Genomic DNA, 14,626 nt, shown 5'->3' with positions numbered 1-14,626 from the left:
AGGAAATGATAGGGAAGGTAAAATATATAATATGTGTAGCGCTGTTTTCAACAGCTTTGGGTTGCCGTAAACCCTATCTACCGGCTGTAATAGCCACAAATGCTAGTTTATTGGTGGTAGAAGGCGTGATAAACCCGGGGGCAGATTCTACTGTGATCAAATTGAGCCACACGGTAAAGCTATCTGAAAAAACTACCAGCCAGCCCGAAACCGGTGCCACTGTTACCGTAGAAGGCAATGGCGCAGTTTATCATCTGGCCGAGATAGGCAGCGGTACTTACGCAGTAACCGGCCTCAGCCTAAACAGCGCCCAGAAGTACCGGCTAAAGATACATACCGCAGGAGGGCAGGATTACCTGTCTGACGAGATGGATGTGAAAATTACCCCACCTATCGACAGCCTGAGTTATACGATGGGCGATGACGGGCTACATTTCTTTTCGGCTACACACGATCCTACCAACAACACCCGTTTCTACCGTTGGGATTACCAGGAAACCTGGCGTTTTAACGCGCTGTTTGAATCGAAGTTAAAAACCGTTGCCAACCTGGATACTATCATACCCCGGGAATATCCTCAGGATAATATTTATAAGTGTTTTGGCTTTCGTCAGTCAAGCACTATCCTGTTAGGTACATCCAACAAAATAGAACAGGATATTATCACCAATAATCCTATAACCCAAATAATCCCCACTTCTGAGAAAGTGAGCATACGCTATAGCTTGCTGGTAAGGCAATACGCGCTTACCAAAGAAGCCTACGCATTTTGGGAAAACCTCAAAAAAAACACTGAGCAGTTGGGAAGCATCTTTGACGCCCTACCTTCGGAAATATCCGGTAATATTCATAATGTCGCCAACCCGTCAACGCCCGTAATAGGCTATATAAGTATCAGTACGGTTACCTCCAAAAGGATATATGTTGACAGGACAGAGCTACCCGGTACTTACATATGGCACACCCTGTATCCATACGAAGGCTGCTCGGAGGGAAAGAGCTATTTTGTAGATGCTTTAGGTGTTAACACAGTAGAAAGTAATATTATACAATCGGTAAATGTGCCACTTACAGCTATTACCGTGTTTGACCCTACCACAGGAGGAGATAAAATTATAGGTTACTACTACAGTGCCCGTACCTGCGCCGATTGTACTATAAGGGGATTTAATACTAAACCGGCATTTTGGGTAGATAAGTAAAGATGGGAAAGATAGCATATATCGTCTGCATAATGCTGTTATTAACAGCTTTGGCTTGCCGTAAGGCATACCTGCCGCCGGCAATTACATCGGCCGGAGGCGTGCTGGTGGTTGAGGGCGTAATTGTGCCGGGGGCAGATTCTACAATCATCAAGCTGAGTCATACCGTAAAACTGTCTGAAAAAACCACTAGTCAGCCCGAGACGGGTGCAAAGGTTACAGTAGAAGGTAACGGCGCAATTTATAATTTAACAGAAATAACGAGTGGCACCTATGCATCGGCAGGCTTAAGCCTCGATGCCGCAAAAAAATACCGCCTGAAAATACACACCTCCGGTAACCAGGATTATTTATCTGACGAGATGGAGGTAAAGATTACGCCGCCGATTGATACCCTGGCCTATGAAATCCAAAGCGATGGGGTGAACATCACCTCCGCTGCGCATGACCCGCTCGATACCACCAGGTACTACCGTTGGGAATATCAGGAAACCTGGCGTTTCAACTCTGAGTTCGAATCTAAGTATAAAGTTGTGGGCGATACCCTGCTGCCCCGCCAGCATACGTTAGAAGATGAAATATACAGTTGCTGGGGCAATCATGGTTCAAACGTTGTCCTTTTAGCATCCACCGTAAATTTGCAGCACGATGTAGTGGTTAAAAACCCAATCGCATTTATTAAGGCCGGCGACGAAAAAATAAGCATCAGGTATAGCATGCTGTTAAAACAGTATGCGCTCACTAAACAGGCCTTTTATTTTTGGACGGAGTTGAAAAAGAACACGGAGAGCCTGGGCAGTATTTTTGACGCACTGCCCTCGCAATTGGCGGGTAATATCCATAATACAGCAAATCCAACGGCACCGGTAATCGGTTTTGTAAGCATCAGCACCATATCCACAAAAAGGATTTTTATAGATAGGAGCGAAATGCCTTTTACCACGGCCTGGCGAGTAGTTTATCCCGATTTTTTTTGCGAAGGAGGCACAGCACAGGATCCCGATAAGTTTGGTAACAATACCATCCGTTCCGAGATAATCCATGGTCCGCATTATGCATTGGATGTTTTTTTTGATCCTAAGGGGCACATGTATGCCGCAGAATACAACACCGGCGAATGTGTAAACTGTACATTGAGGGGTACAAACAGGAGACCATCTTTTTGGAAATGAAGATAAACGGCATCATAAGATATATGGCTTTTGCATCGCTGTTTTTAACGGCTCTAGGCTGCCGTAAGCTATATTTACCGCAGGTAGATGCTGTTGATAATGGCTTGCTGGTGGTTGAAGGCGTGATTGTGCCCGGTGCCGATTCTACTTTTATAAGGCTTAGCCACACCGTAAAATTGTCCGAGAAAACATCGAGCCAGCCGGAAACAGGTGCAACGGTTACTGTAGAAGGCAATGGCGCAACTTATAATTTACAGGAAATAAGCAGCGGTACCTATGCATCCGCAGGGTTGAGCCTCGATGCTGCAAAAACATATCGGCTGAAAATACATACCGCCGGGGGGCAGGATTACCTGTCTGATGAGATGGAGGTGAAGATTACACCGCCTATTGATTCAATTAGCTATAAGGTAAAAGGCGATACGCTCGATTTTTATTCGGCCGCGCACGATCCCTCGGGCAAAACGCAGTATTACCGCTGGGATTACCAGGAAAACTGGCGCTTCAACGCCGCTTTTTTGTCGGAATTTAAAGTGTTTGGCGACACCATCATAGAGCGCGAATTCCCGCAGGACGATATTTATAAATGCTACAGTTCATCCAAAAGTAGTACCATCATTTTGAATACATCGGTGCGTACAAGCCAGGATATCATCAGCCAAAACCCTATTACCCAAATACCGGCCGGCTCCGAAAAGATAAGCATAAGGTACAGCATGTTGCTGCGGCAGTACGCACTTAGTAAGGCGGCGTATGCTTTTTGGGAGAATCTGAAAAAAAATACTGAGCAACTAGGGAGCATATTCGATGCGCTGCCCTCAGAAATTTCGGGCAACATACACAATGTGGCCAACCCGCAAACACCGGTGATAGGGTACATCAGCATAAGTACCACTGCCTCAAAACGAGTTTATGTGGATAGGTCCGAAATGCCTTTTACGCCTGCATGGCGTACGGTGTACGCCTTCGAGGGTTGTTCCATCAGGATACCCGAAGGGAATGAGATACAAGAGAGCGTGATTGATGGCAACGGTGTAAATATTCCCATTAAGGCCAATAACTATACCAGCAGGCAATGCGCCGACTGCACTATACGCGGAACGCTGCTTAAACCTGCGTTTTGGACGGATAATTAAAATATACTGTAACCGATATAACAATATTTGATGAACATGAACAGTAAGAAAATATTAGAGTTGCTTAAGCACACTTTGCTTATGCCGGCGCTTGCGCTTCTGGTTGCCCAGAGCCACGCCCAGGAGGTCCAGCCCGTGCAAAATGCTTTTAGCCAATACACGCAAAAAGCCTTGCAGGAGAAAATATTCGTGCATACGGACAAAAGCACCTACCTGGCCGGGGAGATTATCTGGTTCAAAATATACTGCGTAGACAATGCTTTGAACCGCCCGTTAACGCTTAGCAAGGTGGTGTATGTGGATGTTTTGGATAATACCCAGGCAAGTGTAATGCAGGCCAAGATAGCTATGAAGAATGGTACGGGCAGCGGCTCGCTGGTGGTGCCGGCATCGGTTGCAAACGGCAATTATAAGCTACGAGCCTACACCAACTGGATGAAGAATTTTGGTCCTGAGGGGTTTTTCGAGAAAGCCATCACTATCATAAACCCTTTGCGCACGCCCGAGCCAACTGCTAAAATAAAATCGCCTAATTACGACCTGCAGTTCTTTCCGGAGGGGGGCAGCCTGGTGGCTGGCTTACCATCAAACGTTGCTTTTAAAGCCACCGGCAAAAACGGGCAGGATATAACATTTAAAGGGGCCATCTTAAATGACCACAATGATACGGTGGCGCGTTTCCAGCCGCTCAAATTCGGCATGGGGCATTTTGCTTTTACGCCTGTTGCGGGCAGCACCTACCGGGCCGAAATAAAAGTGGGCAACACATCTTCGGTTGTTGCATTCCCCGCTATAAACCCTAAGGGTTATACCATGCGCGTTACCGATGCCGGCAACAGCACGCTGAATGTAACTGTAAACACCAATGCCGGCGATGGCCAGGCGTACCTTTTCGCCCAAACCCGCGGCATAGCCAAAGTGGCCCTCAGTACGTCCAGCAACGCAGGCGTGGCCGTATTTACCATCAGTAAAGATAAACTGGGCGATGGCATTACGCAGCTTACCGTTTTCGATGCCAACCGCCAGCCCGTTTGCGAGCGTTTGTATTTTAAACGCCCTAAACAAAGCCTGTTTGTTGATGCCGCCGCCGATGCGCAGCAATACGTTACGCGCAAAAAGGTGAACGTAAGCATAGCCGCTAAGGATGCCGCAGGCAAGATGCTGGCATCGGGCTTATCGATGTCGGTTTACCGTATCGATTCCCTGCAAACGGCCGACCGGCAGGATATCCTGAGCTACTTTTGGCTCGGGGCCGACCTTAAGGGCAATATCGAATCTCCGGGGTATTACCTTACCGCTACCGGCCCCGAAGTAGACGAGGCCACCGATAACCTGCTGCTTACGCAGGGCTGGCGCAGGTTCCGTTGGGAGGATGCCCTGTCTGGCACTGCGCCCGCTTTTAAATACCTGCCTGAGTATAACGGTCACCTGGTGATTGGTAAAGCAACAGATGCCGCACAAAGAGCAGCTAAGGATGTTACGGCATACCTTGCCGTACCGGGTAAGCGCGTACAGGTTTTTGCGGCAAGGAGCAACGCCGACGGAACATTGTACTTCAACACCAGCGAATTGTACGGCGCCAACGAGATAGTAGTACAAACCAATACCGAACGCGATACCATCCACAAACTGGAGATATTGAGCCCGTTTTCTGAGCAATATAGCACTACCGCCCTACCTGGCTTTGAACTTACACCCGGCATGCAGGGTGCATTGACGCAGCAGAGCCTCAGTATGCAGGTGCAGAATATTTACGCCGGCAATAAACTGAGGCATTATAACCTGCCCGTAGTAGATAGCGCGGCGTTTTTCGGCAAGCCGTTTAAAACCTACAAGCTGGATGATTTTACCCGCTTTGTTACCATGGAAGAGGTGGTACGCGAGTACGTGCGTGAGGCCTACAGCGTATCTAAAACAAAGGGGCGGTCGCATATCACCCTGATGGACAACAAGACCCCGCTGAATGGCGACCCGCTGGTAATGGTTGATGGCGTGCCGGTGTTCAACCTGAATAAACTGATGGACGTAGATCCGCTTAAGGTGCAGCGGCTGCAGGTTATGCCCAATCGCTACTTTTGGGGGCCTGCGATATTCGAAGGCATCATGAACTACACCACCTACAAAGGCAACCTTGGCAGCGCCGAACTCGATCCTCACGCCCTGGTAATGGACTACGAAGGCATGCAAATACAGCGCGAGTTCTATTCGCCGATGTACGATACCGAAGAGCAGATGCGGAGCCGTATGCCCGATTTCCGTAACCTGCTGTTCTGGTCGCCGGATATAAAAACCGGTACGCAAACAGCCAACAAAGTAGCATTTTACACATCAGACCAAATCGGCAAATACTTCGGCATAGTACAGGGGATGAATGCCAATGGCAATGCTGCCGCGCAAACCTTTACTTTTGAGGTGAAGGCGGATAGCAGGCCTTAAGGGGTAAGTCAACAAACCGTAAATTTCGGTAGGGGAGGCACCAAAACCGGTGCAGTTGCGCCATCTTTAGCGCAAAAAAAAGATGGAGCAACAACTATTCGTAACCATGGCACTGCAGGGGTGGAACACCCAGGTAGCACGCGCCGAAAAATATTTCAATGCCCTTAGCGATACCGATTTTCAAAAGACGATAGCACCCGGCAAAAACCGTATCATATACCTTTACGGCCACCTTACCAGCTACCACGGCCTGCTTAGCGAAACCCTGGGCATTGGTGAGGCCCTATACCCCGAACTGGCCCCCGCATTCCTCCGCACGCCAGATGGCCCCGGCGTAGATGCTTATACCGTAGAACAGCTAAAACAATATTGGGCCGATGTGCACGGTCGTCTAAATGAGCTATTTGCCGCTTTGCCAGCCGAAGATTGGTTTAAACGCCACAACGCCATGACGGATGAGGATTTCGCCAAGGACCCCACCCGCAACCGTCTCAGCGTGTTACTCAGCCGTACCAACCATATCGCTTATCATTTTGGGCAGTTGGTGTTGGCGTAAGGAATAAATATAGACCCATTACGGCAATGGTGCCCTTTATCTGAACTCGAATTTTAAGGAATTAACGAATTGTCAGAAAGATTTATTCCGTTTCAACATTCTGTTAATTCTTAAAATTCGTTTAATTCGAGTTCAGACAAAAGCACAACCCCAACCCACCTAAACCCGATGGCAGCGGCACGAAGTACAGCGTACAGCGGGGCTGCCGCAACCCACGTAGCACCCAACCCTGCTTTTCTCGCAAAAAAAATGTATCATTTTTATATCTGTTGATAATTTAATTGGCTTTGTTTTAAAAAACAGCTAAATTTCCACTGTGAATGGCCTTTAATGCTTTTAGGTTATTTATTCGTCCCCGCAGGGTCTCTCGAAGAGGCCCCTGCGGACCGCGATTTACAACACCTGTCACTGATCTGTACATTGGAAAACTTAACCCGCAGAAATTTCTTAAGCAAGGGGGCCATGCTGGCCGGGGGAACTTATCCCGCCATGCTGGCGCTGGGCATGCTCAAAGCTGCACCTGCACATGCCTTTAACCTTACCGGTACTGGCAACGGCAAACACATCATTATTTTAGGCGGAGGATTAGCCGGCATGGCATCAGCCTACGAGTTGAATAAGCTTGGCTATAAAACCACCATATTAGAAGCCCGCGAAAGGGCAGGGGGGCGATGTTGGAGTATCCGCAACGGCAGCACCAACCAGGAAACCGGGATGCCCACCGCAACCGCAAAATTCGATGACGGGCTGTACTTTAACGCAGGCCCATCACGCATACCTCACCACCATGAACTTACGCTTCACTATTGTAAAGAACTGGGCGTACCCATACAGGTTTACAACAACGTAAACGAAGGTGCCTATTACTTCGCCGAGGGCAAAGGCCCACTCTCCAATAAAAAAATACGCGCCCGCGAGGTACATAACGATGTACGCGGCTACATGGCCGAACTGCTGAGCAAAAGCGTAGATCATGGGGCTTTAGACGCCGCCCTCACTAAAGAAGACACCCAAAAAGTACTGGAATACCTGGCTGCCGAAGGCGGTTTGGATATTGATAAGCTATACAAGGCATCTGCCCGCAGGGGGTATCAGGAATCTCCCGGGGCGGGGAACAAACCCGGAAAAATTGCGGAGGCGAACAAGCTGGCGGATATCATCCAGTCCGGTTTGCTGGACCCTGATTTTTATAACGTGGCAGAGTACACCTATGAGTTGCAAATGACCATGTTCCAGGCGGTGGGCGGCATGGATATGATAGCCAAAGCACTACAGAAGCAGGTGGCACTCTCGCTTAAATTAGGTGCCGAGGTTACCAATATCACCAACCTGCCCGAAGGCGTAAAAGTAACTTATAAAGATGCCACGGGCGAGCACGTTTTGCAGGGCGACCTTTGTATTTGCACCCTGCCGCTGCCCGTGCTAAGCAATATCAATAATAATTTTTCGGGCGATGTGAGCCGGGCGATAGATTATATCGGCTACATCCAAACCGGCAAAATAGGCCTGCAGTTCAAACGCAGGTTTTGGGAAGAGGATGATCATATTTATGGCGGTATCACCCACACTAATAACGATTTAACGCAAATATTTTATCCAAGTTATGATTATTTGGGTAAAAAGGGTATCTTGATTGGGTATTACAATTTCAACGAAAAGGCGGTGCGTACAGGCGACTTAAGTTATGCCGACCGCGAGAAGCTGGCTCTGCAAAAAGGCAGACTGATACACCCGCAGTACGATGCGGAATTCGAGCGGTCGTTCTCGGTAAGTTGGCATAAAACTAAATACAACCTGGGCGGCTGGGCGGTTTATAATAACGAAACCCGCAAAACGCAGTACCCGGCTTTATTGAAACCCGATAAGCAGGTGTACTTTGCGGGCGAGCACTTAACATACCTCAACGCCTGGATGGCAGGGGCCTTCGAATCGGCAAGGAGCGTAGTAGCCCAGGTACATGCCCGCGTAACCGAGCAAAGGGTAAGCTATCCGGCTGTAAAATAACAGACAAAACTAAAATTAAACGATATGTCAAACTCACTAAACCGCCGTAACTGGATAAAAAGCAGCGCCTTGATGGCCGGAGGCGTGGCTTTTCTAAGCAGCACCGTTAGCAAGCTGGCCGCCATGCCGCTGGTACGCAAAATGCGCACCGGCAACACCATGCTTGCCGAAGAGGCTGCCCTGATGCAGGTGCCCGCCCCCATGAAGGCAAGGCTGATGGCCAACGAGAACCCTTTTGGCCCCTCTGCCGCCGCTAAAAAGGCCATCACCGATTCGCTGGATACCAGCTACCAGTACACCTTTGCGCAGATATTCAACATGCGCTTAAAAGTAGCCAGTTACGAAGGCGTGAAAGCGAATAATGTTTTATTGTCGTCGGGTTCATCGCCACTACTGCTTGCTGCTGCCATGTATTACAGCAAAGGCGGAAAGGAAATCATTACCGGCGACCCGTCATACGACGACTTGCCAACACAGGCTGAGCATTTTGATGGCAAATGGGTAAAGGTGCCATTAACGGCCGACTACAAGCTTGATCTGGATGCCATGGAAGCCAAGGTAAGCGATAATACCGGGCTGGTTTACATTTGTAACCCCAACAACCCTACCGCTACCGTTGTAGATACCGAAAAACTGAAGGGCTTTTGCGAGCGCGTATCGAAAAAGACGCTTGTTTTTGTAGATGAGGCCTATATTGATTACCTGCCGGATCCGAAGGCCATCACCATGATGGATTGCATTAAGGCCGGGCAAAATATCATTATTGCGCGTACTTTTTCTAAACTCTATGGTTTTGCCGGGCTGCGCTTTGGTTATATCATCGGCCAGCCCGATACCATTAAAACGCTGGGTAATTATACACCGGGCTGGGCAGGCTTATCCTCTGCCACACTTGCGGCGGCTATGGCAACGTATAACGAAACCGATTACCTGCAGGATGCGCTGAAGAAAACAATAGCCTCCAAAGAGTTTTTATACGAAACTTTGAAAAAGGAGGGTTACACCTACATTCCATCATCGGCAAATTTTGTGATGTTCCCGTTGAAAATGGATGCCAAAAAATTCGCCGACGAAATGATGAAACGCGGCGTTGCCCTGCGCGATTGGAAACTGAACGGCCAGGACTGGTGCCGCATCAGCATTGGCCGTATGGACGAGATGGAAGCCTTTGCAGCGGCGTTTAAGGAGATATCGTAGGGTTGTTGGTGACAACACCAACAATGGCTGGAAAGATAAAAAATAACAAAAAAACGTCATCCCGAACTTGTTTCGGGACCCCATCATGCATTCACGACATGCAGGTCCGCTTTGCATAACGTTCACCTGCCGTGTGGGGGTGCCGAAATAAATTCGGCATGACGGAACCTAATAGATAACTAATATAAAACTCTGTGTCCCTCTGTGCCTTCTCTGCGCCCTCTGTGGTAAAAAATAACCACAACGCTACGAAGCGCATTTAAATTATTGAACTATAATGCGTAATTTATTATCTGCAATACTGATCCTTTTTATTACGAAAGCTGCCTTCGCACAGGATAAGCCCGCAAACCCGCGCCCGCTAACGCTGGCCGAGTACACCAAGGCAAAAACTTATACAATCGCCAATCTGGATAACGACACCTACGTGAAGTTCGACAATGCTTACGTGCTGGATAGGTACGAGAGCCGCAAGCCCTACTTCATCACCGGCAGCGATAACCTCAAAAAACGTATCGACCTGTACAAGTTCATCGCCAAAGAGGGCATGCAGGAGATTGGTACTATGGTATTTTACACCAGCGAAACCGGCAAGCGCTACCAGGCTCTGGTACCCGATTTTACTGCAGATGCCGCGGTATGGGCAGCCTACTTTCTGGATATTGACGATATCAACAAGGTGGAGAAAAACTTCATCCTGAAGTTGAGCTATGTGCTTTCCAAGGAATTCAGCTTTCAGCAATATAAAGTGCTGAATGCGGGTAAGGATATGAAAGAAGAATCGGCCACTTACGGCAATGATATCTGTTTCCCCGGCGATGAGCTGGTTACCATGGCCAACGGAGCAACGAAATTACTTAAAGACGTAAAAAGCGGCGATGAAGTAATCACCATAGACCCTCTTACCAAAAAGACTACCGCCACCAAAGTAAAGGAACTTACGGTGCATGCCGCTAAGAATTATGCGCTTACCCAATTGGTGCTGGTATCTGCACAGGAAAATATTACGGCAATTGGCACTCAGGTAAACCTGCGCGCCAAGGTATTAAAGGCCACGCCAAACCACCCCATGCTAACCAAACAAGGCAAACTTAAAATAGGGGACATTGCCATTGGTCAGCAGGTACTTTGCCTTAACGATGTTACCGGTAAATACGAAGCCTACACCGTGCTGCAAAAGAACGAGCATGCCGGTGGCGTACAAAACGTTTACAACATCGTCGCCGAACACGGCAGCACCATCATGATGAACGGGGTAATGGTGATGCAGAAATAAAACACGCAAATCCAAAATGTAGAGACGCAATATTTTCTGGCACATAGGAATTTACACGTAGAGACGCAATATTTTGCGTCTCCCATAAGCAAATCGGCCATGCATATTAAGAGACGCAAAATATTGCGTCTCTACGGTTAGCCGCGTCCTCTGATTTTATCGTAATTTGCCCGTATAATGGAGCATGTTTTTACCGGGAATGATGGCAACGTAAACGATGGGATGTATATCCTGAAGGGAAAGACCCTAACGGAACTTAACGCAGTGGCAATTGCCCTCCATTCATCGGTTACAAGTTACGAGGACTTGGGCAGCGAGCCTTTAACGCCCGTTAAATTCCGGGTTAATCTGGCTGGTTTTACAGGGAGGGATGGAGCCGCTACGGTAGATATAACCATCAACAATCACCCCGATTGTATTATACTCCACTGCCCCTGCAGCCAGCCCAAAAGCAAGCTTTGCAGTCACCAATCCTCGGCGCTGCTGCAAATCATCGGCAACCAAAACTACCTGATATTCTTTGATGATAAGCTGCGGCACGATAAGCTGCGGAAATTCGCCGCTGATTATGGCCTCGCCGATGTAGCCGACCCCGACGAGCACTTCGCGCCAGAATTGCAGGATGGCCGCCTCGTAATCAAACCAAAAAATAAGGCATTGTTCCCGGTCAGCAATGCCAGCCTGTTGGATTTGGAGCGGCAGCTGATGTTCCGGTCCGCACCCGATGCTGCGCCAAAAGCAGCAACCGGCGAGGATACCAAACGCATCCTGGTACTCAAACAACATAAATTCTACAAACACCTGTTGGTGGAACTTTACGATGCCGCCGTGGCCAAAGATGACCGCATTAAAAACCCGTTCGTTCAGGTTGCCCCACTGCAATTGATATCGGATACCAACGATGCACTCGAACTGAAATTCTTTACTGCCGTATCGCGTTTCCAGCAAAATATCGATACAAAGGTCAATCAGGCTAATTTGGAGGGTTTGCGTTCCATCGTCAAAAATCCACTTAACCTGGAATGTTACCTGCACAAAGGCGAGGTATCAGAAAAAGTTTCGGCTGCGGCTTTGCAGCCGGTAGCATTGCGTAGCATAAGCAAAGGCCTGCAGCTTACGGTGGATGAGAAGGGTGACTTTTTCGAGTTATCCGGCGAGTTGCACCTGGGCGAGGAGCGTTACCCCGTAAATAAATTGGAAACGGCTTTCGGCTATTTCATCAGTATAGATAAGGCGCTTTACCTGGTGAAAGATCTGCAGATGATGGGCGCAATTGGCCTCTTTAAATCCTCGGGCGAGAATTTGCTGATACACCGCTCGCAGTTCAAAGAGTTCCGCACGCGGATATTGAACAAGCTGGAAGAGAGCATGGCGGTGCATTATCCCTACATCCTGAAGGCCACGTCCGCGCAGTTGAAGAAGCATCATTTCGATAAGAACGAGATGATTATCTACCTGTCGGATTTTGGGCAGCATGTGATGTTACTGCCTGTTATGCGCTACGGCGATGCCGAGATACCCATCCGGAAGGATACGCAGATATACGCGCCTGACGATAAAGGCCGCGAGTTTTTGGTGCAACGGAACGATGTGGCCGAAAAGCATTTCAACAGTCTCATCATCCAGCAACATCCTTATTTTGAGGAACAGGTAGGCGATGAGATACAGTACTTTTACCTCCAAAAAAAACGCTTTTTGGATGAGGACTGGTTTTTAGAAGCCTTCGAAGCCTGGAACAAGGCGGGCATAACCATTTTGGGTTTCAACGAATTGAGCGGCAATAAGCTGAACCCCAATAAGGTGAATATCACCATCAAGATACTCAGCGGCATCAACTGGTTCAATGCGCATATCACGGCCAAATTTGGCAAACGCAGGGCATCATTGAAGCACCTGCACAAGGCTATCCGCAACAAAACCAAATTCGTGCAGCTGGATGATGGCACCCTCGGGATATTGCCTCAGGAGTGGCTTGAGAAGTTCGATAAGTACTTCAGGGCGGGGCAGATTTGGGAAGACGAGCTACGCATCGCCAAAACCAATTACGAGACCATCGAGGAACTGTTTGAAAAACAAATGCTGGATGAGCAGGTAAAGCTGGAGATAAAGGACCTGCACCGCCGCTTTGCCAATTTTGAATCGATAGCGGAAGTGCCCGTGCCTGCTACCTTGCTCACCACCCTGCGCCCTTACCAAAAGCAGGGCCTCAACTGGCTGAATTTCCTGGACGATTTTAGCTTCGGTGGTTGTTTGGCCGATGATATGGGTTTGGGTAAAACCATCCAGATACTGGCGTTCATCCTGTCGCAGCGCGAAAAGGTGGCGCAGAATACCAATCTGCTGGTGGTGCCCACTTCATTGATATTCAACTGGCAGGCGGAGGTTGCCAAATTTGCGCCCTCGCTAAAAATATACACCATCTACGGTGCCGACCGGGTGAAGAGCATTGCCGATTTCGATAGCTATGAGTTGGTAATAACCTCCTACGGTACGCTCCTGGCGGATGTGAATTACCTTAAGGATTATACCTTCAATTACATTTTTCTGGACGAATCGCAGAATATCAAGAACCCCGGCTCGCAGCGGTATAAGACCGCAAAGCTGCTGAATGCGCGCAACCGCATAGCCATTACCGGCACACCGATAGAGAATAATACCTTTGATTTGTACGGGCAGCTTTCGTTTACCTGTCCGGGTTTGCTGGGCACGCACCAGTATTTTAAGGAGATATACGCAGTACCTATCGACCAGTTCAAGGTGAGCAAACGCGCGCGCGAATTGCAGCAGAAGATACGCCCCTTCGTACTGCGCCGCACCAAGCAGGAGGTTGCCGCCGAACTACCCGAGAAAACCGAAATGGTATTGCATTGCCCTATGGACGAGCAGCAGCGCAGCATTTACCTGGCCTACGAGCGCGAGTTTAGGGAATATATATCCGCCACCACGCAGGACGAACTGCCCAAACGAGCCATGCATGTGCTGAAAGGACTGACCAAGCTGCGGCAGATATGCGATTCGCCGCAATTGCTGCAAGGTGAGCGGGTGCCCGGCAATGCTTCATCTAAGATAGATACGCTGATAGCCGAGATAGAAAGTAAATCGCCTAACCATAAGATACTGGTGTTTTCGCAATTCGTGGGGATGTTGGATTTGATTAAAGCAGAGCTGATGAAACGCAAGATTGGCTTTGCCTACCTCACTGGTGCCACCCGTAACCGGGCGCAGGTGGTGAACGATTTTCAGGATAATGCCACCACGCGCGTATTTTTGGTGAGCCTGAAAGCCGGCGGCACGGGCCTTAACCTCACCGCCGCCGATTACGTTTACCTGGTTGACCCCTGGTGGAACCCGGCCATCGAAAACCAGGCTATCGACCGTGCATATCGCATAGGCCAGCACAAAAACGTGGTAGCCGTTAGGCTGATATGCCCCGACACCATCGAAGAAAAGATTATCGTCCTACAGGAGACCAAGAAAGAATTGGCCGGCAAATTGGTATCGTCGGACACGATATTTAGTTCGCTTAGCAAAAGTGATTTGTTGGGGCTGTTATCGGTGTTGTAAGCCCTCTGACAAAAAAAAATGTCATTTCGAACCGAGGCACGAGGGAGAAATCTTGTTAGATAAGCAAAGCCGATAAGCAAAGC

Annotated in this window: 9 protein-coding genes; all 9 read left to right on the top strand. The window is 48.7% G+C overall.

What is annotated here, in order from left to right; translation table 11 throughout:
- The first annotated feature begins 5 nt into the window (after positions 1-5).
- The 9 genes from AC1DXC_RS24815 (at position 6) to AC1DXC_RS24775 (ending at position 14,543) form a co-directional block, all read left to right on the top strand.
- On the top strand, positions 6-1,202 hold the full coding sequence (locus tag AC1DXC_RS24815) for a DUF4249 domain-containing protein (protein ID WP_477461870.1): 1,197 nt from the start codon (positions 6-8) through the stop codon (positions 1,200-1,202).
- 32 nt (positions 1,203-1,234) lie between these two features.
- A complete protein-coding gene (locus AC1DXC_RS24810) occupies positions 1,235-2,374 on the top strand; it encodes a DUF4249 domain-containing protein (protein WP_477461869.1) in 1,140 nt (379 codons plus the stop codon).
- On the top strand, positions 2,320-3,510 hold the full coding sequence (locus AC1DXC_RS24805) for a DUF4249 domain-containing protein (RefSeq protein WP_477461868.1): 1,191 nt from the start codon (positions 2,320-2,322) through the stop codon (positions 3,508-3,510). Before AC1DXC_RS24810 ends, AC1DXC_RS24805 begins: the two co-directional genes overlap by 55 nt.
- Before the next feature lie 36 nt (positions 3,511-3,546).
- A complete protein-coding gene (locus AC1DXC_RS24800; RefSeq protein ID WP_477461867.1) occupies positions 3,547-5,946 on the top strand; it encodes a hypothetical protein in 2,400 nt (799 codons plus the stop codon).
- Between the two features lie 82 nt (positions 5,947-6,028).
- Positions 6,029-6,502, top strand: coding sequence for a DinB family protein (locus tag AC1DXC_RS24795; RefSeq protein ID WP_477461866.1), 474 nt, complete (start codon positions 6,029-6,031; stop codon positions 6,500-6,502).
- Positions 6,503-6,922: 420 nt separating this feature from the next.
- On the top strand, positions 6,923-8,506 hold the full coding sequence (locus AC1DXC_RS24790; RefSeq protein ID WP_477461865.1) for a flavin monoamine oxidase family protein: 1,584 nt from the start codon (positions 6,923-6,925) through the stop codon (positions 8,504-8,506).
- 24 nt (positions 8,507-8,530) lie between these two features.
- Complete coding sequence (locus AC1DXC_RS24785) at positions 8,531-9,703, top strand: pyridoxal phosphate-dependent aminotransferase (RefSeq protein WP_477461864.1); 1,173 nt, start codon at positions 8,531-8,533, stop codon at positions 9,701-9,703.
- A gap of 277 nt (positions 9,704-9,980) precedes the next feature.
- Complete coding sequence (locus AC1DXC_RS24780; protein ID WP_477461863.1) at positions 9,981-10,979, top strand: Hint domain-containing protein; 999 nt, start codon at positions 9,981-9,983, stop codon at positions 10,977-10,979.
- Between the two features lie 177 nt (positions 10,980-11,156).
- Positions 11,157-14,543 (top strand): DEAD/DEAH box helicase, encoded by a 3,387-nt coding sequence (locus AC1DXC_RS24775; protein WP_477461862.1) that lies wholly within the window; start codon positions 11,157-11,159, stop codon positions 14,541-14,543.
- The last annotated feature ends 83 nt before the right edge of the window (positions 14,544-14,626 follow it).

This window comes from Mucilaginibacter sp. P2_D11 (assembly GCF_056404435.1).
This window is presented reverse-complemented; position numbering and strand designations above follow the sequence as displayed.

Excerpts from the sequence above, each read along its gene's own strand:
- AC1DXC_RS24815 (WP_477461870.1), top strand. The coding sequence starts at position 6 with ATGATAGGGAAGGTAAAATATATAATATGTGTAGCGCTGTTTTCAACA.
- AC1DXC_RS24810 (WP_477461869.1), top strand. The coding sequence starts at position 1,235 with ATGCTGTTATTAACAGCTTTGGCTTGCCGTAAGGCATACCTGCCGCCG.
- AC1DXC_RS24805 (WP_477461868.1), top strand. The coding sequence starts at position 2,320 with ATGTGTAAACTGTACATTGAGGGGTACAAACAGGAGACCATCTTTTTG.
- AC1DXC_RS24800 (WP_477461867.1), top strand. The coding sequence starts at position 3,547 with ATGAACAGTAAGAAAATATTAGAGTTGCTTAAGCACACTTTGCTTATG.
- AC1DXC_RS24795 (WP_477461866.1), top strand. The coding sequence starts at position 6,029 with ATGGAGCAACAACTATTCGTAACCATGGCACTGCAGGGGTGGAACACC.
- AC1DXC_RS24785 (WP_477461864.1), top strand. The coding sequence starts at position 8,531 with ATGTCAAACTCACTAAACCGCCGTAACTGGATAAAAAGCAGCGCCTTG.
- AC1DXC_RS24780 (WP_477461863.1), top strand. The coding sequence starts at position 9,981 with ATGCGTAATTTATTATCTGCAATACTGATCCTTTTTATTACGAAAGCT.
- AC1DXC_RS24775 (WP_477461862.1), top strand. The coding sequence starts at position 11,157 with ATGGAGCATGTTTTTACCGGGAATGATGGCAACGTAAACGATGGGATG.